Annotated in this window: 18 protein-coding genes; 9 read left to right on the top strand and 9 right to left on the bottom strand. The window is 36.1% G+C overall.

Features of this window, described 5'->3' with window-relative positions; translation table 11 throughout:
- Nucleotides 1-82: 82 nt before the first annotated feature.
- A complete protein-coding gene (locus tag CG11_RS02755) occupies nt 83-1,390 on the bottom strand; it encodes a hypothetical protein (RefSeq protein ID WP_052592885.1) in 1,308 nt (435 codons plus the stop codon).
- Between the two features lie 333 nt (nt 1,391-1,723).
- Here CG11_RS02755 and CG11_RS02750 point away from each other — a divergent pair, with 333 nt between their 5' ends.
- From CG11_RS02750 to CG11_RS02725, 6 genes are all read left to right on the top strand, one after another.
- Complete coding sequence (locus CG11_RS02750) at nt 1,724-2,206, top strand: restriction endonuclease (RefSeq protein ID WP_052592883.1); 483 nt, start codon at nt 1,724-1,726, stop codon at nt 2,204-2,206.
- Nucleotides 2,207-2,310: 104 nt separating this feature from the next.
- Nucleotides 2,311-2,793, top strand: coding sequence for a hypothetical protein (locus tag CG11_RS02745; RefSeq protein ID WP_052592882.1), 483 nt, complete (start codon nt 2,311-2,313; stop codon nt 2,791-2,793).
- A gap of 339 nt (nt 2,794-3,132) precedes the next feature.
- Entirely contained in the window at nt 3,133-4,542 is a 1,410-nt protein-coding gene (locus CG11_RS02740; protein WP_052592879.1) for a caspase family protein, read from the top strand.
- Nucleotides 4,543-4,872: 330 nt separating this feature from the next.
- Complete coding sequence (locus CG11_RS02735) at nt 4,873-5,403, top strand: helix-hairpin-helix domain-containing protein (RefSeq protein ID WP_052592877.1); 531 nt, start codon at nt 4,873-4,875, stop codon at nt 5,401-5,403.
- Between the two features lie 95 nt (nt 5,404-5,498).
- Nucleotides 5,499-6,743, top strand: coding sequence for a 3-deoxy-D-manno-octulosonic acid transferase (locus tag CG11_RS02730; RefSeq protein WP_052592875.1), 1,245 nt, complete (start codon nt 5,499-5,501; stop codon nt 6,741-6,743).
- A gap of 258 nt (nt 6,744-7,001) precedes the next feature.
- Nucleotides 7,002-7,568: a glycoside hydrolase family 73 protein gene (locus CG11_RS02725; RefSeq protein ID WP_052592873.1), complete on the top strand. Its 567-nt coding sequence runs from the start codon at nt 7,002-7,004 to the stop codon at nt 7,566-7,568.
- A 257-nt stretch (nt 7,569-7,825) separates the two neighbouring features.
- Here the strand turns inward: CG11_RS02725 and CG11_RS02720 are convergent, their stop codons facing one another.
- From CG11_RS02720 to CG11_RS02710, 3 genes are all read right to left on the bottom strand, one after another.
- Complete coding sequence (locus CG11_RS02720; protein WP_052592870.1) at nt 7,826-10,210, bottom strand: prolyl oligopeptidase family serine peptidase; 2,385 nt, start codon at nt 10,208-10,210, stop codon at nt 7,826-7,828.
- Nucleotides 10,211-10,305: 95 nt separating this feature from the next.
- Entirely contained in the window at nt 10,306-10,956 is a 651-nt protein-coding gene (locus CG11_RS02715; protein ID WP_052592867.1) for a suppressor of fused domain protein, read from the bottom strand.
- Nucleotides 10,957-11,156: 200 nt separating this feature from the next.
- Complete coding sequence (locus tag CG11_RS02710) at nt 11,157-11,816, bottom strand: TIGR00730 family Rossman fold protein (RefSeq protein WP_368667153.1); 660 nt, start codon at nt 11,814-11,816, stop codon at nt 11,157-11,159.
- 432 nt (nt 11,817-12,248) lie between these two features.
- Between CG11_RS02710 and CG11_RS02705 the strand changes: the two genes are divergently transcribed.
- Nucleotides 12,249-13,193, top strand: coding sequence for a fatty acid desaturase (locus CG11_RS02705; protein WP_081909442.1), 945 nt, complete (start codon nt 12,249-12,251; stop codon nt 13,191-13,193).
- Between the two features lie 13 nt (nt 13,194-13,206).
- On the opposite strand, the gene CG11_RS02700 is transcribed toward CG11_RS02705, so the two are convergent.
- From CG11_RS02700 to CG11_RS02690, 3 genes are all read right to left on the bottom strand, one after another.
- Complete coding sequence (locus tag CG11_RS02700) at nt 13,207-14,538, bottom strand: D-arabinono-1,4-lactone oxidase (RefSeq protein WP_052592859.1); 1,332 nt, start codon at nt 14,536-14,538, stop codon at nt 13,207-13,209.
- 266 nt (nt 14,539-14,804) lie between these two features.
- On the bottom strand, nt 14,805-15,998 hold the full coding sequence (locus CG11_RS02695) for an amino acid deaminase/aldolase (protein ID WP_052592857.1): 1,194 nt from the start codon (nt 15,996-15,998) through the stop codon (nt 14,805-14,807).
- 41 nt (nt 15,999-16,039) lie between these two features.
- Complete coding sequence (locus CG11_RS02690; protein ID WP_052592855.1) at nt 16,040-17,851, bottom strand: neutral/alkaline non-lysosomal ceramidase N-terminal domain-containing protein; 1,812 nt, start codon at nt 17,849-17,851, stop codon at nt 16,040-16,042.
- A 211-nt stretch (nt 17,852-18,062) separates the two neighbouring features.
- Between CG11_RS02690 and CG11_RS02685 the strand changes: the two genes are divergently transcribed.
- Nucleotides 18,063-18,758 (top strand): DNA alkylation repair protein, encoded by a 696-nt coding sequence (locus CG11_RS02685; RefSeq protein WP_052592853.1) that lies wholly within the window; start codon nt 18,063-18,065, stop codon nt 18,756-18,758.
- Nucleotides 18,759-18,788: 30 nt separating this feature from the next.
- A complete protein-coding gene (locus CG11_RS02680; protein WP_052592851.1) occupies nt 18,789-19,115 on the top strand; it encodes a hypothetical protein in 327 nt (108 codons plus the stop codon).
- 517 nt (nt 19,116-19,632) lie between these two features.
- Here CG11_RS02680 and CG11_RS30070 read toward each other — a convergent pair.
- Nucleotides 19,633-19,797, bottom strand: a complete 165-nt coding sequence (locus CG11_RS30070; protein WP_156039636.1) for a hypothetical protein — start codon at nt 19,795-19,797, stop codon at nt 19,633-19,635.
- A gap of 198 nt (nt 19,798-19,995) precedes the next feature.
- Nucleotides 19,996-20,475, bottom strand: a complete 480-nt coding sequence (locus CG11_RS02675) for an Hsp20/alpha crystallin family protein (protein WP_052592849.1) — start codon at nt 20,473-20,475, stop codon at nt 19,996-19,998.
- Nucleotides 20,476-20,618: the final 143 nt, after the last annotated feature.

Raw genomic sequence — 20,618 nt, 5'->3', positions numbered from 1 at the left:
ACGAACTATTGTTATTTCCAATAAGTAAATAATTGTTTAAATGATAATTCTGATTACTTACTTTCGGTTGTATAACAATCATTTACTTCCAAAGTTCTTGTTGTTGAATCCAAATTGGGCGCATTTTTTCAAGAATAAAAAAACCACTACAAGCTTGATAATTGTATTTCTTTTCTAAACTTAAAAAATACCGCTCTACCTCTTTTTTATAAGGATCTTCCCCTTTCCAATTAGTAGGAGTATTCTTTAACAAAGCCCCTTCTTGAAAAAAATGACTCATGCGAGAATGTTGCCCAGACTGGACGTAATCTGCAAAAACCTTATAATTACCATGAGATTTAGCAATTTCTTTGGGCGACCATTGATAAGTAGCAATGCGTTTTTTTTGTGCCTCTGTATGCAAATCTGCAATATTGTGTGGAGCATATGCAGAAGGCTTTCCTCTGTCGGTATGCTTGTCTATGGCATAATCTGGTATCGAAAGTTGGCGTCGCTCTAGAATAGTTGCTTGATTATTGTAATAAAGATTCTGAAGATCGCTTGGAATTTCTGAAATCAACGGTAATCTAGTTGTTTCTTGAACAAGTCGTTTCTCATTGCAATACAATAGTATAGCAAAGGCTAACAACAAATTGGGAGCACCTATTTTTCCCAAATATAATTGAAACAACACCTTCAATACATCCAGCAACTCCTTCTTATCCTTTACCATTTCAAATAGAATATACCAGCAAAAAAGAGTCATTTTCTTACTCCATTTGCTATCTATTTTCAAGGGTTTGTTAAGCCCTAAATACTGCAACAACCAAGGCAAACGATCCGTTTCCTCTGTGGATAAATTGATTATATTGCAAAAGTAATACGCATTAGTCGCATCCCTCTTCTCTAGACAAGCAACCAATTGCACCAAAGCAGCTTGCACATCAATTTCTTTCTCTACTGCCTGCTCAAATAAATTAACACTAAATAAATGTTGAATTTTTTCTTGCCATCTTTTAGTAACAGTACTTCGTTTCCACCCATTGGTAGGTCTTGGTTGAAAATAATTGTACAACAATAAGTTATCTACAACTCTATTTTTAGGTGCTTTGGACAAGGTATAAACAATACGTATCGTCAGTTCTTCTGCCAATGCTGTATTGGTATTTTGTGCTTTTGTCCATGCTTGATACAATGGAAAGAGCTCTTGTGCTAAAAAAGGACTTGCCAAACCTATGTCTTCTGCAATAATTGTCCACAATCGACTGTACAAAATAGGCTTAAATCCTTGATTAAGCTCTCCTGCCCAAAACAAAGCTTGTGCAGTATCACAACGTCGAATACTCTTCTGCAAAGCGGAAACGACATCGTCAAATTTATATAAGTTAATAGTATGTAAATGTGCTGGCATGGGCACAAGATAAGAATACGTTTAGGACTAAAAAAATTCCAAGAATATCTTTATCTTTTGGAACTTTTTAAGAGGTTAAACTTGTTTAAAATAAACACCTAAAATTCGTAGAGATTTGGTTTCTATTCCTAAATAATCATTTTTGTGTCAATTTCAACCGTAAAATGAATTAAAAAACTAAACAGGGAACTATCTGTAACAAATGGATCTTTAATCAGTTATACATGAGTTAATACGAGTACAGGTTTTATCATTCTTAATTAAATAGTGAATAATATTTTACTACAATAATATTTTGACACCTAAATAAAACACGTTGCTCAAACAGGTATTATGATTCTAAGTTTCGATGAAATAACCAACTGGCAAGTATTTGAAGATTTAGTTGCAGCCTATTTTAAATATATACAACAAGATAGTAGCAACAATATTACAGAAGTACGGGTGGAACCTTCTGGCGAAGGGACAGATGGTGGTCGAGATATTCTCGTTACATTTCGAGTATCAGACTCTATTGAGATTTTTGAACGCAAGTGGGTAATTCAATGTAAATTTTACACCAATTCATTATCCAAAAGAGATTTAGCTTCTGTTAATATACCTAGCTTGATTCATGAATATGGGGCGGATGGGTATCTTTTGGTATGCAAAAATGGTGTTACTTCTAACGTAAGTAATATGTTTGAAAACTTTAGACGTAAATGTCGCTTGAAATATACTTATGAAATTTGGACAGGATCTGATTTTTTACGCAGAATTCGTCTCAATGATGAAATTTTGGCAGAGTTTTTTCCTGCTTATTACAGAAGCTTATAGATAGAAACTAATCATTACTACCAATCGGTTTGGCAAATAGATAAGATCAACTAAACCACTTCTAACCATAACGGTTATGTAATTTCTGAACTAAAAACACGTACATGAAAGCCTATTTTTCTCCATCGGTCACAGATGACGAACAAAACATAATCAGCGCACTCTCTAAAAGGATTCGTGCCAATGGCATTGCTCTTACGGGTGGGTATCATAAATTTGGACAAACCAATAATGAACTTGCTTTTCATGAGATCAATAAAGCCAATCTTTTTATTGGGATTATTACTGCCAATAGTACTGAAGTAGAGCGCGTCCATAACGAATGGCAGTTTGCATTAAAATCTGAAACACCTGCATTGTTATTGGTAGAAGACACTGTTGATACGAATCATTTTCCGTCTATTAACAGGCATCCTGATGTCATTCGGTTCAATAGAGCAACAAAATCTAATTTGAACAAAACCATTCAAATGGTGCGCGCCAAAAGTGATGCGGCAACCAATCGAGTCGAAAATTCTCCTTTTGTGAGAGAAGCCGCTTGGTTTATTGGCGGTCCTGTCGCTATTACCCTTCTTAATATCTTGTAATCCTAAGAAACACATTGGGATTACAGGATTCTTATTTCTTTTATAAATTTCTTTAGGTACCTAAATAAGAAACTCCGCTCTTTTCTCGTTATATTCTTGTATGTACGTACTCCTCTACTTTTAGCACAATATTTGTTTTGCTATAATAACGATCTACCACACAACATTTCCAAGAAAAAAAAACAAATTCGATAGATTGTTTGTATATTAAAAGTTCTAAGATCATTTTAAACGAATGAAGTCTAAGTTTTGTTTCTCTATCAACCGTTGTTGAATTGAGAATCACATACTAGATTTTTTTTATAACAATCTATAAAACTTCCTAAAGAATATAAGCTTATGTACATTCAATTAGCTCTTACCTTGTTGTCATTGCTCTTAACAACTTCTTTATTTGCTCAAGAAAAAGGTTGTCTAGAAGGCAATTGTGAAAATGGTTGGGGAATTTATGAGTATTATGTTGGAGACATTTATCAAGGGCGTTATGAGGGAAATTTCGTCGATGGGCTTCGCGCTGGCAAAGGTAAATTTATTTATGCCAACGGAGACAAATACGAAGGAAATTGGGCAGAAGGAAAACCAAATGGACTCGGTGCACGAGTGGCGAAAAATGGAAAAATAAAAGTGGGAACGTGGCAAGATGGAAAATTAATTGCTCGCCAAAAAGAGGATATCAGCCGTGAATGCTTGGTTGGTAATTGTAAAGAAGGGTATGGCAAATCCAAAGATAGCCGTGGCAATGTTTACAATGGAGAATTCTCTAAGGGCGAATACAGCGGTTTTGGTGAAATGCGCTACTACAATGGTGATCGCTACAAAGGCATCTGGGCAAATGGACTTCAACATGGACAAGGCTCTTATTATTTTAATAATGGGCACGTCAATACAGGAAAATTCTTGAATGGAGAGTACACACACAACAAAATGAAAGTATGGGCGCTTGTCGTTGGAGTAGCAGACTATCAACATTTTCAAAAACTAAACTATACGACTAGAGATGCACAACGAGTGTATGCTTTCTTGAGAAGTGTAGAAGGTGGAGCTGTTCCTGAAGATCAAATTGAACTTTTGTTGGATCAAGATGCTACCGCTTTTAATATTATGAATACCGCAGCAGATTTGTACGAACAAGCAGATAGTAACGACTTGATTATTTTCTACTTCGCTGGTCATGGTAAAAATGGTGCTTTCTTGCCATATGACTACGATGGTACCAATTCAAATCTACTCTACCACGGACTTGTTAATTCGTTATTAAAAGATAGCCCTGCCAAATACAAATTGTGTGCTGTCGATGCTTGTCACTCTGGAAGCTTTGACATGAACACAGTTATTTCTTATCAAGATTATCTAAAAAACTATAACAGCGAAGGCGAAGCGATGGGCAATCCTTTTGCTTCTACTCGTTCAAGCAAAAATGTCCGAGAGCGCATCAAAGATTATTACAAAAGTTTTGATGGAGTTAAAGGTGGCTTGGCTGTCATCATGTCTTCTGCTTCTGAAGAAATTTCTTTAGAAGCTAACAAATTACAACAAGGTGTCTTTAGCTACTATTTTATCCAAGCAATGAAAGGAGCTGCCAACCGTGCCGATGAACATGGTAAAAAAGACAATGTAATTGATGTAGAAGAACTTTATAAATTTATCGAGAAAAATGTTCGCAATTTCACTTACGGATTTCAACATCCTTTAATTTACGGCGAATATGATAAACACATGCCTGTTGGTTTGCTAAAACGTAAACAATAACGCCATTTTTTTGTTATCAATATAGAAATATCCCCTCTTTATACTTGAGTATAAAGAGGGGTTCATATACTACTGATATTCTTTCTTTTTTAGCGTTTTTTTTTGTATACTTACGATACTAAATACTCCATTATATAGTTTTTTAACATTTTTTCAGGTTTGCCCTTTTATGTACTTGTCTCAAAAATTGAAAGTTTGATGAGCAACTTGGGCTATTTTGCATTGATGTCAAATTGTAAATTTTCTTTGACTATGTTCTCCGTTAAAAAGGTGATTTTCTGATGCTTGTTGAAAAACATTTATTTTAAAACAATTAAATTGAAACCAATTATGTCAATTCTAATCGAAAGAGCATCTTTTGAGGATAGAGCCAAGTTCTTCCATAAGAACCGGTGGCTCATCGCTCGTCTCTTAGATGATTTAGCCGAAACGGCTAAAAAACCTAAGAAAAAGAAGGCTGACAACAAAGCAAAAGCCAAGACCAAGGCTAAAGGCAAATCTAAAGCGAAGGGAAAAGCCAAGAGCAAAGCACCTGCAAAAGCAAAAGAAGCACCTCCTGTAGAGGAGAAAAAAACAACCATTGAAGAGGTTGTAGAAAACAACATTACAGAATTTGCACTACACGATCCAACAGTAGAAGAAACATCTACACCAGCTCAAGAACCAGATGATCTAACAAGAGTTAATGGTTTGGGAGCTAAAATGATGGAAAGTCTTAGCGCTGCGGGTATCACCTCTTTCGAACAACTAGCGTCATTGACGAAGAAACATGTTGCTCAACTAGGTGAATCAATTAGAGGGTTTGCTTCTGCTTACGAAAGAAAAGATTTCAAAAAACAAGCAAAAGAGCTTGGTAAATAAAATCTAAAAAAATACATTTAAGGTAATGTCATTGGGCTTGGCATTACCTTTTTTTTATTTATGAATACACCTATTTTGAAAGTTACATCTATTTAATGTCTTTATTTTTTTATAACACGGCTATTTTTTTTTACACTTTAGTTATTCGTATAGCCGCCTGGGGTGGTCATTCAAAAGCCCAAAAATGGAGGCATGGACGCCAGCATATTTTTCAGCAACTCAATAGTACCTTTGCCAACAATACGGCTCCTGTTGTTTGGGTACATTGTGCCTCTTTAGGAGAATTTGAGCAAGGGCGCCCTCTTATAGAAGCGCTCAAAAAACAACACCCACATTTCAAAATCTTACTCACCTTTTTCTCGCCTTCTGGCTATGAGGTTCGAAAAAATTATACGGATGCAGATTGGGTGTTTTATTTGCCTCTTGATACAAAAAAAAATGCGCTAAGATTTATTTCGATTGTACGTCCACAGCAAGTCATTTTTGTAAAATATGAGTTTTGGTACCACTACCTAACCACTTTACAGCAACAACAGATTCCAACCTATCTTATATCAGCTTCTTTTCGCCCTAACCAAGCTTTTTTTAAATGGTATGGCGCCTTCTTTCGCCAAATGCTATTTTGTTTCAAAACCATTTTTGTCCAAAATCAAGCATCCCTAGATTTATTACATCAACTTAATTACCAAACGGCTTATGTGGCTGGTGATACTCGATTAGATCGAGTACTAAAGATAAGAGCACAAGCCCCCCCCCTTCCTATCATAGAAGCATTTTGTTCAAACAACCGTTGCTTAGTAGCTGGAAGTACATGGACTCCTGATGAACAAATTTTAGCCAAAGTTCTGCAAACACTTCCCAACCAAAAACTTATCATAGCCCCGCATCAAATTAATGAAAAACACCTAAAAGAAATAGAGCGTTTGTTTGATTTTACTACTTGTATTCGTTATTCTTCTGCTGTATCTAATTCTCAGTTGGATGAATTTTCTGTCTTAATTATAGATAATATCGGCATGCTTAGTTCTATCTATGCGTATGCTCATATAGCTTATATTGGAGGTGGTTTTGGTGCAGGCATACACAACATCTTAGAAGCGGCTGTTTTTGAAATTCCTGTTCTTTTTGGTCCCAATCATTATAAATTTCAAGAAGCCAAGGATCTAATAGCGATAGGGGTTGGATTTGAAATAAAACATGCTCAAACTGCCATCAATTGTATTCGTCAAATACAATCTAAAGAAATCGCTTGTGCCATACAACAACAAGCTCAACTTTACTTTCAGCAAAATAGCGGTGCTAGTGATCTTATTCTGCAACATATCAACATTACTTTGTAAACCCTCCTTTCTAAAACAATTGTTTTTATTCTTTTAAACACGGAATACAGTATACAAGACAATTGGAGCATTCCTCTTATTTGGCATAAAGTTGGAATATGCATGATCATACCAATATTTTTGCATGCTAATTTCTATCCAAACAATAGAAATACTACTTTTGCGCTTTGCTTCATTCGAACGAATTAGGAATACGAAATTCTCCAAAGCATTCGTTACGATACAATAATTCTAATCGCATTAAAAACACAATAGATTATGTCCGTAAAGTATTTGTTCTTTATTTGTATTTTAACCGCATTAACCAGTGCTTGTACCACATCTAGAACAACCACTAGTTCCAAACCTCCGACAACTTCTAGTAGCTCCAATGCTGCAAAATATACGATAAAAGGACCATCAAATGCTGTTGCTTATGTGGAGCAATACAAACGTATTGCCATATCTGAAAGCATCCGAACGGGCATTCCTGCTAGTATAAAACTAGCCCAAGGTATTTTGGAATCAGGCTATGGAAGTAGTCCTTTAGCAAAAAAATCGAACAATCACTTTGGAATTAAATGTGGTAGTGGTTGGACAGGTAAGAAAATTCAGTATAAAGGAAGCTGTTACCGAGTATTCAAAAACGGGAATGATGCTTACAAAGAACACTCTTATTTTTTGACCAATAGCAGCCGTTATAAAGATTTGTTTAAATTAAAACGCAACGATTACAAAGGATGGGCAAAAGGGTTACGAAAAGCAGGTTATGCGACCAATCCTAGATACCCATCTATCTTGATTGAATTGATTGAGCGCTACAAACTGTATAACTATGACAAGTAGAATTGTGGTGCCAATAGACCTACAATAATTGAGGCTTATAAGTAATCGTTCATAAAAATTTATAGGCAAAATAGAATTCTTTTTGCACTGTTCTTCATCAAAAAATCTCGTTTTAGCCCGCTAAAACTTCAATTCTTTTCTTTGAACAGCACTAAAAACAATTACATTTTTAACTATACTTTTTTCTGTCCACTTACTTATTATTAATTACAAACAGGCTACTGAATACTTTATGGAGTATTCAGTAGCCCGTTCTTTTATTTGAGGTATTTTTCCAACCAAGTATCTTGCTCCCACAGTAGATGCAAGATCGATTCCTTGGCACTATAACCATGGCTTTCTTTAGGCAACATAACCAATCTCGCTGTCGCTCCTAAGCCTTTTAAAGCATTAAAATAACGCTCCGACTGCAATGGATAAGTTCCCGAATTATTATCTGCCTCTCCATGAATCAGTAATAACGGTGTTTTCATCGTATGCGCATGCATAAAGGGAGACATAGCATTGTATACATCTGGTGCTTCCCAATAATTGCGTTCTTCACTTTGAAATCCGAAGGGTGTTAAAGTACGATTATAAGCACCGCTTCGAGCAATTCCTGCTGCAAACAAATCACAGTGAGATAATAAATTAGCCGTCATAAATGCGCCATATGAATGCCCTCCTACTGCAACTCGTTCTCGATCTATATATCCCAAAGCATCTACAGCATCAATGGCTGCCTTAGCATTAGCAACCAATTGTGTTCTAAACGTATCGTTAGGTTCTTCTTCGCCTGTTCCTACTATTGGGAAAGAGGCATCATCCAATACTACATATCCTCGCGCTACCCAATACACCATCGAACCATAAAATGGATAGATAAACTCATTGGAACTTGTTGTTACTTGTCCAGCACTATTATTATCTTTGTACTCGCGAGGATAAGCCCACATAATCATGGGCTTTTTCTCTTTTTTTGCTCGATCATATCCTATAGGCAAATACAGGGTACCAGATAGTTCTACGCCATCTTCTCTTGTGTATTTAATGACCTCTTTGTGGACATCTTGAATGCTTTTAAACGGATTTTCAAATGCCGTTATTTGCTGTAAGTCATCCTTTTCGAAAATATTTCGAATATAATAATTCGGATAAGCTGTTGGCGCTTCTATACGAACAATAAACAAACCTTTCTCCAAGTCAATTGGAAAATAAATTGATTCTAACGTATGTTTATCTTCCGCTTGATAAAGGCGCTTTGTTTCGTTGTTCTCTAAATTTAGCTGATCTACAAAAGGAAATTGTCCTTCTTCGGAATGTCCTTCTCCTATTAAAAACAAAGCATTTTCTTTAATCGTTAATGCTGTTCGATTGAATTTGTTTTTCTCTGTCAAAAACAGACCAGGATCACTATATTTATCTTGATAATTTCGATCAAAAATAACTACAGGTTGCTCTGACGCATTGGAAGGATTAAATCCGTATACTTTTGTATTTCTAGTATTCCACCAATAATCATGCGCAATGGCAAACGTTTCGCTTCCCCATTCAATAGAATCAAAGCGGTTGATTGTTTTAAGTAATAACCTAGGTTTTTCTGTAAAAGGAGCTGCCAGTTCATAAACTGCATCTCTAAATGGCACTTCCTTTCCTGCGTCTCCTTCGTCCAAAGCTTCTGCCCAAATTAAACTAGCAGCCTTGTCATTTCTCCATTGCAACAATCTACGCCCTTTTCGAACAGACATAAATCCTTTTGGTATATCTTCTGTTAGAGGAACATCATTAATCGTTTGAACCAAATCACCTTTTCTTGTATATAATCGAGTTATGTGTGGAAATCTAGTATAAGGTACCAAATAAGAAAAAGGAGGATGTATTGTCGTTACTTGTACATATTCGCCATTAGGAGAAACCAAACAAGAACGATACATACCCGATACTTCCAGCCATTTTGTATGTTGACCATCTAAATCCACTTTGTATAACTCAGATGTTGTTAGTACTTCAAAATTATGCTCATCATTTCGATTTTTTAACAAATCTTGATACGTTCTGTTTTGTGCCTTAGAACCATCGCTAACAGATATTGTTGGTCCTGTAGGAACGGCGGTATCGGTATCAATTAAGTTCATTCTTGAAGAGGGCAATAGTTTAACCAACAACGATTGACTATCTTCAAACCAAACAATAGGATTTCCTAAGTTGGCATTGGCAGTAGCAGGAGTTAACGCACGAGCTTGGGCTGTTTCCATATCCAACACCCAAATTTCTGCTCCTGTTGAAGTTGTGTGTGTAAATGCTAATTTCGTTTGGCAGGGCGACCAAATAAAATTGGCTAACTTAGGCATTGCTGGCAAGCCACTGACCTGCGTAATTTCTTTATCTTGTAATAATTTTAGTTGTAGGTTATTATAATAAATAGTTCGACTCCCAATATTTGTAATAGGATTAACCCGTAACCCTCCCAAACGTAATTCCTCCTCCGAAAGTGCTGCAATTGTCTGATAACTATCCCTGTAAATAAACAGCATATACTTTCCTTTTCGATCTACTTGTACAAATGGCGCCCGAGGTACGTCTACTAAATCTAAAATTTCCTTTGGAGGTTTTTGGTAACTTAAGTTATCTTCTTCTATTTTATTGGGTGTCATTAAATCCATCTATTCTGTCTTTTTGTATGCTATAAATTGACTGTTTTGTAACACAATAGTTAGCTGCATAATATGCATCAAACTAATAGAATGTGCGTTACATTTTACTTTCGGTTCAAATCCGTAATCAGCAAAGGATTATCTTTTTTCAAGTTGTTGGCTAAAGCCTCTACTGCTTCTGTTGTTGGATTTTCTAATAAGGTGTCTAACTCCTTAGAGGTAATACCTACCATTTGTAGAAACGTCACATCTCCATGAGGTGTTTCTATTTTGCCTAGTTCTGGATCTTGAACAAAGATTAAACCAACAATATCCGTATCTGTCTCTAATCGAATTGGCTCATTGATAGGTACAAAGTGATTTTCTTCAAACCAATTGCCTGTTTCAAATACATAACGCGCCAAATTATTCAATACCTCTATTGCCCAAAATGGATCGCCTTCATCCGCTTCAAAAGGCTTCAATCGAAATGTAAATTCAAATCCCCATTTACTGAAATCTCCACCAACTAATTCTTCGTCATAATACAATTCGGACATTCCATAAGTAATCAAATGATAATGTTTGTTTTGTGCCTCTGAATCGTATATACTGACACCATCTAAAGGATCATTCCCACCTATCACATAAGGCACTTCAGCAGCATAATGTCGAGGTTCTACGCTACCATACACTGTTTCCAACTGTCGATCTAAAAAAAGCCACCCCACTGATTCTTCTTCCCTAAAAGTACTTACATATTCTTCTTTTGTCATTCCTATCTTATTATATTTTCGGTTTCTTATTTCAATCCTTTTTATACATTTTTAATAAAAATAAAAAAAGTCCCCTCAATTAAGAACTGGGAGGACTAAATATCTTAAAAAAAGGCGCTGTGCAAGCAATGAAGAATAATCTGCAACTTCGTTTTATAAACAGGTGCAACAATCATAAATCATTGTACTCTTGCAACGATCTAGTAGGGCAGATTTGGCTTTAACTCCTCTGCTTCATAGAAATCGTTAATAATTTTCACAACATCTTCTGGCGAATCTGTAATTGGAATCAAATCCAAGTCGTGCGCGCTAATCGTAGCATATTTCTCTAATAAAGACCCTTTGATCCATTCAATCATGCCTTTCCAGAAGTCTGTACCCATCAATACGATTGGAATTTTAGCAATTTTCTTAGTTTGCACCAATGTCAATACCTCAAACAATTCGTCCATGGTTCCAAACCCACCAGGCAACACAACAAAAGCTTGTGCATACTTCACAAACATAACTTTACGAATAAAGAAATAGTTGAAGTTAAATACTTTATCTACATCTATATAAGGATTGTAACCTTGCTCAAAAGGCAAATCAATATTAAGTCCTACTGATGTACCACCGCTCTCTTTTGCCCCTTTGTTGGCAGCTTCCATGATACCAGGTCCCCCTCCTGTAATAATTCCATATCCTTCTTCTACCAACAAGCCAGCAACACGCTCGGCTAGTTTATAATGAGGATTGTCTGGTTTGGTACGTGCTGAACCAAAAATAGATACACAAGGATCTATTTTATTCATACGCTCGTAACCATCTACAAACTCAGCAATTACTTTAAAAACCGTCCATGAGTTAGAGGCTTTCATTTGGTGTATGCTATTCCATTCTTTTGTTCTTTTGGGAGACGTTGTTCCATCAATTCCATTCTTCTCCTCTTGCATAATACGTTATTTTTTAATAGTTCTTTCTCCGACATCTTGCCAAACATATTATTCCCATGAATAGTTTTCTCCAATTGTCTCTAAAAGAACCTTTTTATGATATAATATCTTGTCTATCTGTGCTATCAAATGCTTTATAAGTGGCTATAATCTTGCCAAAAAATACAGCATTTAAAATCAAGCACGAAACAACAAGATATTAATTTTTTAATAAAAAAAAGGGTTCTGGGAATTAATCCTTCTTAGATTTTAAATTTTTTATTCAAAAAAAATTATTTCATAGAAATATTCAGATCAAAAATTGGTATTTTACCATGCCACTAAGCCTTTGTTTTTAAGTGCCAAAACATCAAGATTATGCAAGAAAGTTTCTACAAAAGTCCCCATATAAATCCCCAAGTCATGCAAAAACTCTTGAAGAAAAATAATACGACTGCTTTAAGTCGTTTTATAAGTATGTATAGTCTTTTTGTAAGTATGGGGATAGGAATTGTGTGGAGTTGGAATCATTCTACCATCCTATTAATTGTTTTTTTATTAATATTTGGAATGTTAGTTTGCAGTCTTTTTGCCTGTCAACATGAATGCGTACACAACACAGCCTTCAAGTCTCCCCAACTCAATCGAATCATCGCTTTTATAACTGGACTTAGCTATATCTACCCCTCTAGTATTTTCAGAGAATTACATTTTACACATCATCGCCATACCCACGAACCTGGTCTAGATCCAGAAATATCATTGGGCGGCAAAGCCATTCCCTCTGTTGTAAGCAGTTTGCCTTTTTACCTAACTTGGTTATCGGGCTTTCCTCTATTTATGTTCAAACTAGGAATGACGATTGTTGGAGCCTTGGGAATGCCAGAGTTTATGCGCAAAAATGTCTATCCGTTTATCCGTCCAGAAGTTCGTTTAAAAATAGTCTTAGAATCTTGGGCAATATTGATGGTGCAATTGAGCATCGTTGGATTGGCTCTATTTGTTAACAATGGCTTTTGGGGATTGTTCGTAGGTTTATTAATTGGGCATTGTATGTTGGCAAGTTACACCGCAGCAGAACACAACGGACTTCCTCACGAAGGTTCTATTTTAGAAAAAACGAGAAGTATTGCTGCGCCCTCCTTTGTCAAGTTCTTAATGTGGAACATGCCGTACCATGCCGAACATCATGCTTATCCTGCGGTTCCTTTTCACGCCTTGCCCCTATTGCACCAAGAAATGAAAGATGAATTAAAACACAAAGATCAAAACCATCCTAAATTTCATTGGATGGTGTTTAAAAACACTACAATTGGCAAGTAAGGAACAATATTATCTATTCTAATCCAAAGACTTTCTTAAGATGAGGATTCAAAAATAGCTCATTAGGGTCTAATTCTGCTCTAAGTGCCAAAAAGTCATCCCATTTTTCGTAAGTAGCCGATAAACTCTCTGCTGTTCTTGTGTGCATTTTACCCCAATGTGGTCGCCCGTCATAACGCATAAATAAAGCTTCCATCTCTTTAAAATAAGGGTTGTGTTCAGCCGCTGCTGGCACATGAACAGCAATATAAGCCGAATCTCGCCCATAAGCTGGACTCAACCAAATATCATCTCCTTTTACAAAACGGCATTCCACAGGAAAAAACACCTCGTATTCCTTTTCCTCCAACAGCTCTTTGAACGCTCGAATACAAGTTTTAAAGTGCTCTATCGGAATATTATATTCCATTTCTTTGAAACGCACATCACGAACAGTTGCATAAATTTCGTGGCTATAATCTATGGTAACACCTTTGGGCACTGCTTTTGCCATCCATCGACCCAATGTTTTGGTCAAACTAGGAAAAGCAACCCCAACTTTACAGACCAATTTCATAACTGTATTTTCCAAAAATACATCATTGATATGAGCTAAAATTTTATTGTGTTTGATAGGCTTATCTGTGACATTGGACTCTTTTAGTTGCAATTGATTGGAATATGGGAAATAATAAAATTCAAAATTTCTGTTTTTTTGATTGTAAGCTTCTAACGCATCTAACGTTTCATAAAAATCATTGGCAGAGGATTTATATTCCAATTTGTAAGCTTCTACTACATTAAAAGTTATTTTAGTAATCACTCCTAAAGCCCCTAGTGACACTCTTCCTGCCGCAAATAATCTTGCATTTTCATCCTTAGAACAATTAAGAATTCTACCATCGGCAGTAACAATTGTAAAGGCAACAATCTCTGTGCTAACATTTCCGAAAGCAGTTCCCGTGCCATGTGTTCCCGTAGCCGTTGCCCCCGCTAAGCTCTGAACATCAATATCGCCCAAATTAATCATAGCTACTCCAAACTTAAACAACGCTGCATTTGCCTTATTAATCGACGTTCCTGCCCAAGCTGTTGCCTGCAAATTATCTTTGTCTACGTCAATAATTCCAGTCATATAAGTGAGCGATAGAATAAAGCAATCCGTTGCTATCAAAGGCGAAAAAGAATGCCCTTCTCCAACCACCCGTATCTGTTTTCCTTCTCTTGCTGCCAACTGAATCACTTCGATTATGTCCGCTTCTGTTCTAGGATAAAAAATATGCTCCGCAACACACGCTACATTACCAGCCCAATTAGACCATTGGGTTCCTTTTTTAGCAACGCTCTTGATAAGTCCTTCTATCATTTCAGCAAATTAATTGATGTTATAGTAATATAGTGAATTAGTTGCCCTCTCTCACAATTTTCGTTTAGAACAAGCTAATGAATTATAAACTAACTCCGTGCAATATCGTTCCGTTAAATTGGAAGCAATTACTGTATAAAAATCAACAAACTATTGTAGCTAATAAAGCTACAAAAAATTTAATATTTTTCCGATAGCTTTAGTCACCCTCCATTGATTTTATGGTTAGGCATTTATGGTTATTATAAAAATAACTATTCGCATCATTACAAAAAGCATTGCCCTGCTCCTCTATACGTTTCTGTTTTTTCTACTACTTTACCTCCTTTCAGCAATAACAACTCGTTGAATCGCTCGCATAGTTCTCCAGCCTTACTATGTCGAAAAAAAATAGGGTCGCCAATCTGCAACGATTCTTTTCCTTTATAATAAATAGGCGTTTGAACTTCGCCTGCCATTTCATTGGGGTAGAGTTCACAACCATCGGGAAGATAAGGTTTGGGTAATTTGTCGATCCCCAAAGGACCAGAAGCAACATAACCACCTCCCAAACAAGTATAAATTTGTTGTTGCGGTTGGCGCACAATCTCTATGGCATACCCTGACGCTGGCAAATGTTGAAAATGCTCGTAATTGTCAAATAAAGTAGGGGTATAAAATCCTGAGCCCACAGCTACTTCTGTAATGCCCTCCTCTTCGCTAGTCACTTCCACACTTCCAGTCCCTCCTCCATTCACAAAGTCTAGTGCACCAACTGCCTCCTTTACCAACTCGATTGCTTTTCCTCTGCGCTCTCGTATTTCCTTAATAGAGCGTCTTTGTAATATTCTGATCAACCTATTTTTAACTCCTTGATGCGGCACTTGATTTCCCACCCCTGCAATTTGTGCTTCATAGCCCATTATCCCCTTCAAGTTTACAAAAGGGAATTTTTTCAACTGCTCCAAATAGATTTTAACAGATTCTAGGGTACACAAACTAGATCGATAAACGCCAAAATGCAACCCAGGAAAATCACTAGAAACATCCAAATCCATGCAAATAGGAATTTTCACCTTCAAGCGTTCACCAATTTTATTAATCTGCTGAAGATGCTCTAACTTATCCGTCATTAAATAGATTTTTTTCCCTTTTTGAACTTCTTGGGCAACGCCTTCAATATGCTTTGCCTGAAACGTAGGATAAGCAACCAACAGGTCGTCAAAGCCTTGGCGACTCAACCAAACCGCTTCGGTTGCAGTAAAACACATAATTCCTTGATACTGGTCGCTATAATCCAATATTCGGCGCATCAACTGAACACAACGAATCGACTTAGATGCAATCCGAATATTTTTTCTATTGGCACGCTCTAGAATATCTTTTATGTTTTGATCAAAAAAATCTAAATCAACATAGGCAAAGGGCATTGCTTGTCCTTCAAATGCATTTTTATAATATGGATAAGTTCTTTTCTTCATTAATTATTGATTAGGATAGTGATTACTAATAACACCGTTTATTAAACCGCTTCTTCTTCGTCTTTTTCTTCTTCTTCCTCTCCCGATTCAAGCAATTCATCCGTAGCCTCTAAGGCAGCCAATATACCTAAGTCATCCATACCTGTCCAAATATCCTTCATATCGAATATTTCGGGCTGTAAGGCAACCTTCTTTCGATCTTCAGGAGCTTTCAAAAGTTCCTCTGCCATCTGTCTAAACTTCATCTGATAAGCCGCTAAAGTCCATTTGCCAAACAGCGTATGACCTCCCTCATACAATTGCAAACGATACTCTTCGTAGGTGGTAATATAGCCTGCATAAGAATTCGCATAAGGAGACAATAAAACTTCTGAAACGCCTCGTTCTTCTAGTACATTTGCTACCGTCTTGCGCAAGCGAGCTCCTGCAATCGTTGTTATTTCTGAAGGTACGCCCACAATTGCCATATTGCCAATAATAAAAATTTGCAATGGTAAAATTTTAGGTATCCAAGGTGTTTTTTTCCCATAACCTACCTTATTGGCAAATTTGATAAATTTAATCGACGGATCAACAAATCCAGGAACGACCAACTTCTCAGGATGTATAGCGCCTGCTGTTACCCCTGTTGCATGATTAATAACAATTGCCTTAGGGTGATGCGCATTATAATAACCAATTACTCTTTTCTGACGTGCCTCGTCTTTGCTCATTCTAGCTGCCATCACTTCGACTTGACGAATTGATCCCAAAAACACACGAACTGCTTGCCCTACAATCTTAGCTGCTCCTTGACCATCTGTGGTTCCTTCCAAAAAAGACATTCCCCAAGTTGGATCACTTGTCGTTTCATGTTTTAGCCCTCCTGTATAAGATTCGTCAATACCAACATCCGACATATCTGCATACATCAATAAATAATCAATATCGCCTTCTATTTTTTTACCAATCTTAGAAGCAGATTCAAAAATCTCTTTGGCTTTATCGCTTTGCAGTTTTCCATTATAAGCCGCACTTTCGTAATCATCCAAATGCTTTCCACGGTACTCTCTATTTCTACGATCCCATATAAAGTTAGGGCTAATATCTCCTGCTGCATCTTGTGCAAAACCTGTTACAATATCTTTGTTATCATATTTCTCTTGAAGATAATTTTCAAACATATCAGCTGCATATCCTTTATTATCATAACAAACCTTGCGATAGCGATTTGAAACACTAGTTGTGTGTACGCCAAACCAGTTCAAACTACCAATAGGTTTCCCATCAGCATCATCAAATCGCAATAATTTCATGGTTCGATCAGCAGCCAAATGACGTTTTTTCATAGGAATACGTACGCCAACTTCTGGGTTTTGATTGTAAGCACGAATAGAACGATTAAAACATATTTCAGCGTCCTTATCAAACATAGCTTTGTGATGGCTGATATTGCCAGGTTTCTTATTCTTATCTGCTAGGACAATAGCATCAAAAATAGCATTTGCATAACGCATACAAACATCCTCTTTAAAACCAGGGGTTGTAAAATTATACGCCAAATGTTGAGTATACCCACCCGCCGCACTGTGTGTATGCTGTGCTGTAATCATTACATTTGCATCCGAATAGCCCAATTCTGGTTTTTCCGACACTAAACGAGTAAGCACTCTGGTTTTAAGATAGTTTGTTGAAAAACAGAAATCTGCATTCACAAAAACAACTTTTTTATGGTCATTTTCAACAACAAAAGCACGTGCATATTGGGGAGTTTCTACACCTTCTATTTTATGAAAATGCATGCCATACCCTAACATTCCTGCTCCTTCTTTAAAATAGGTCATCTCGACCTTGCTAACGCCAATTTTATACATATATACTAGTCCCGTTTGTAAAATAAACTTGAGTTTGAAGTCTTCTCTAAGCTATCTTTTTTTTTATAAATGGATTGATTTTTTGTACCTTTTCAACAGCAAAAATCATGTCAAATTTTAACTAACTGTTTAATTAAATAAAAAATTTTATTTTATTTTTGATTTTAATAATCACCGTATTCTCAATTGGTTGCTACAAATCGTTTTCTACATGGATTCACAACAAATCACAGCAGAGTTAAGCACTTTTCTAAGTGCTCACCAAAACCCAGTAGACGCCCCTATTATGGCTGGCTATATGCGCAATCAATTTGATTTTTTTGGATTAAAAAAACCTGCTCGCCAAAAATTATGTAAATCGTTTTGGGAAACAAGAACACGCCCTACCCTAGAGGAACTTCCCTCACTTGTTCAGGCTTTATGGGAAAGTCCTTATCGTGAATTACAATACCACGCATTAGATCTTATGCATCAATCTATCAAAAAATCATCTCCTAGTTGGTTAAACCTATGGGAACAACTTGTGGTTCAAAAATCTTGGTGGGATACAGTAGATTATTTAGCTCCAAGGCTTATTGGAGCAATGCTTTTAAAATATCCAAAACACACCATTCCTTATACCCAAAAATGGATTGAGTCAGACAATTTTTGGTTGCAAAGGGTAGCAATTATATTTCAATTAAAATACAAAGATAAAACCAATCAACAAATCTTATTCGATTATATTTTAGGTCGTGCAGATTCCAAAGAGTTCTTTGTTCAGAAAGCTAGTGGTTGGGCATTGAGAGAATATTCCAAAACTAACGCAGAAGCGGTGATACACTTTACAACATCTTACCAAGACTTGTTGTCGCCTCTTACTTATCGTGAAGCTAGAAAATGGATGAAAAAACAAGACTTGATTTGAGCTTGCTAACATAAACATCACCGCACCAATATGACCGTTTTCTTTATTCCCAACTACTCCGAAATCAAACAAGTTCATGCTTGGGTTCCACCCCAACCTTGCAGTTTAATGCTGCAACTTGAATTACATACAAATCAAAAAATTAAAATTGATTTTTTACCCAACCTTGACGATGACTTAATTCCTTATACAACACCTCGTAGAATATATCTTAACAATGCCATGCTTCCTTTGCAATCTAAAGCAGAAAAAGAGATTCTTTGTTTATTACAGCAATTTATTGATGATAATTTACTAGGGCATAAAGAAGGCTTGGAAAATCTTGTCGCTAAAGAAATGATTGCTTTTTTTCATTAAACTCTTTCTTTCCTAAAATAAGAAAAGCTATCTCGAATATATCAAGACAGCATAATTTCTTCTTTGAGGTTTCTTTGTCGTGACCTATAGCGCCTACTGGTACTAATCTTCGCATCTATCGTCAAGTGACCTTCCTATTTTTAAGTAGTCTTAGACTACTATTGTGTTGTAATTTCTATATCTTTATAACACTCAAACCTCCAGTTTTGTTTAACTTTTTTTGAAAAAATTTGCGTTTTGTTTAACTTTTTTTTTTCGAAAGAGGTATCAATTTATAAATGGAATTGTCTATCATTTCTAAAAATAGAGGTGCCTCTTAAAACAAAAAAAGCCATCTCGAATATATCAAGATAGCACATTTTTTTTCTTTGGGTTGTCTTAACGTGACCTATAGCACCTTGGGGTGCTAATTTTCGTATCTATCGCAAAGCGACCTTCTTATTTTTAAATAGTCTTAAACGACCACTCTTCTGTTGTAATTTCTATGTCTTTATAACATCCAAACCTCTAGTTTTGTTTAACTTTTATTTTTTTCTCTAGAGATTACTTTTGGCATAAAATCAACCGCTTCTAAATTGGGACGTACTTTTCCAACTCCCCCCACATCTTTTGAGATGGAAAAATGGTCGTTTCGGAACGAATCCGAAACGACTTGAAACCTATAATTACTACTACTACTCATTATTTTCTTGTTTTAAAGGGTGAACAATTGGCAACTACTTATTGCTTATCTTCTATTGTATACATCATCTACGCTTCTTTCTATCTAAGTAGCTACCAAGGAAACTTGTGCGTTTATTCTTACTAATACGATTTACTTCGCAAAATCGCTTTACTTAGTTTGCTGCGCTGCTACTGCGTGGTTTCAACAGCGTAGTGCTTACAGAACATCAATATTTAATTTTGTTTCTTCTACTTCCTTTTTAGGAATTGAAATAACCAAAACTCCAGCTTCATAACTTGCTTCAATTTTATCAACATCGACTGCTTTTTCTGGGATAGTAAATGCTCTTTTAAAAGAACGGCTTGTAAATTCACGATGCGTATAGCTCTCTTTTTCTGTTTTTTCGCCTGCCCCTTCTGTCGCTTTTTCCTCAACTTTCTTTGCAGCAATTGTCAAGGTACTATCTTCTAACTCTACCGAAAAGTCTGACTTTTTGAAGCCAGGTGCAGCCACTTCGATAAAATAATGCCCTGCTCTATTTTTGATGTTTACCGCTGGTGTGTTGGTATAAACTGGATTGCAGGTATTTTTGTTCTTAGCTTGCTTGGCAAAAAAGTCATCCGCAAATAAATCGTTCCATAAACTAGGAAAAGTATTGATTGTTGGTCTATTGAAATTTCTTGTTACTAATCTCATAATTGTTGTGTTGTTTAATGTCAATCATCTTTCAACGTTTATCTATTTGAACAAGATGATTAATGGTTGTATTGTTAAAATATTTTTTGTTGTGTTGTTGCTTTTCTATTAGTCAAATCCAATACCAATCAAAAAAAAAGAAC

The organism is Aureispira sp. CCB-QB1 (assembly GCF_000724545.1).
GTDB lineage: Bacteria > Bacteroidota > Bacteroidia > Chitinophagales > Saprospiraceae > Aureispira.
The sequence above is the reverse complement of the archived record's forward strand: the minus strand, read 5'-3'. Positions and strand labels throughout refer to the sequence as shown.

Coding starts and splice junctions, on each gene's coding strand:
- CG11_RS02755 (WP_052592885.1), bottom strand. CDS start 1,390: ATGCCAGCACATTTACATACTATTAACTTATATAAATTTGACGATGTC.
- CG11_RS02750 (WP_052592883.1), top strand. CDS start 1,724: ATGATTCTAAGTTTCGATGAAATAACCAACTGGCAAGTATTTGAAGAT.
- CG11_RS02745 (WP_052592882.1), top strand. CDS start 2,311: ATGAAAGCCTATTTTTCTCCATCGGTCACAGATGACGAACAAAACATA.
- CG11_RS02740 (WP_052592879.1), top strand. CDS start 3,133: ATGTACATTCAATTAGCTCTTACCTTGTTGTCATTGCTCTTAACAACT.
- CG11_RS02735 (WP_052592877.1), top strand. CDS start 4,873: ATGTCAATTCTAATCGAAAGAGCATCTTTTGAGGATAGAGCCAAGTTC.
- CG11_RS02730 (WP_052592875.1), top strand. CDS start 5,499: ATGTCTTTATTTTTTTATAACACGGCTATTTTTTTTTACACTTTAGTT.
- CG11_RS02725 (WP_052592873.1), top strand. CDS start 7,002: ATGTCCGTAAAGTATTTGTTCTTTATTTGTATTTTAACCGCATTAACC.
- CG11_RS02720 (WP_052592870.1), bottom strand. CDS start 10,210: ATGGATTTAATGACACCCAATAAAATAGAAGAAGATAACTTAAGTTAC.
- CG11_RS02715 (WP_052592867.1), bottom strand. CDS start 10,956: ATGACAAAAGAAGAATATGTAAGTACTTTTAGGGAAGAAGAATCAGTG.
- CG11_RS02710 (WP_368667153.1), bottom strand. CDS start 11,816: ATGAAAGCCTCTAACTCATGGACGGTTTTTAAAGTAATTGCTGAGTTT.
- CG11_RS02705 (WP_081909442.1), top strand. CDS start 12,249: ATGCAAGAAAGTTTCTACAAAAGTCCCCATATAAATCCCCAAGTCATG.
- CG11_RS02700 (WP_052592859.1), bottom strand. CDS start 14,538: ATGATAGAAGGACTTATCAAGAGCGTTGCTAAAAAAGGAACCCAATGG.
- CG11_RS02695 (WP_052592857.1), bottom strand. CDS start 15,998: ATGAAGAAAAGAACTTATCCATATTATAAAAATGCATTTGAAGGACAA.
- CG11_RS02690 (WP_052592855.1), bottom strand. CDS start 17,851: ATGTATAAAATTGGCGTTAGCAAGGTCGAGATGACCTATTTTAAAGAA.
- CG11_RS02685 (WP_052592853.1), top strand. CDS start 18,063: ATGGATTCACAACAAATCACAGCAGAGTTAAGCACTTTTCTAAGTGCT.
- CG11_RS02680 (WP_052592851.1), top strand. CDS start 18,789: ATGACCGTTTTCTTTATTCCCAACTACTCCGAAATCAAACAAGTTCAT.
- CG11_RS30070 (WP_156039636.1), bottom strand. CDS start 19,797: ATGAGTAGTAGTAGTAATTATAGGTTTCAAGTCGTTTCGGATTCGTTC.
- CG11_RS02675 (WP_052592849.1), bottom strand. CDS start 20,475: ATGAGATTAGTAACAAGAAATTTCAATAGACCAACAATCAATACTTTT.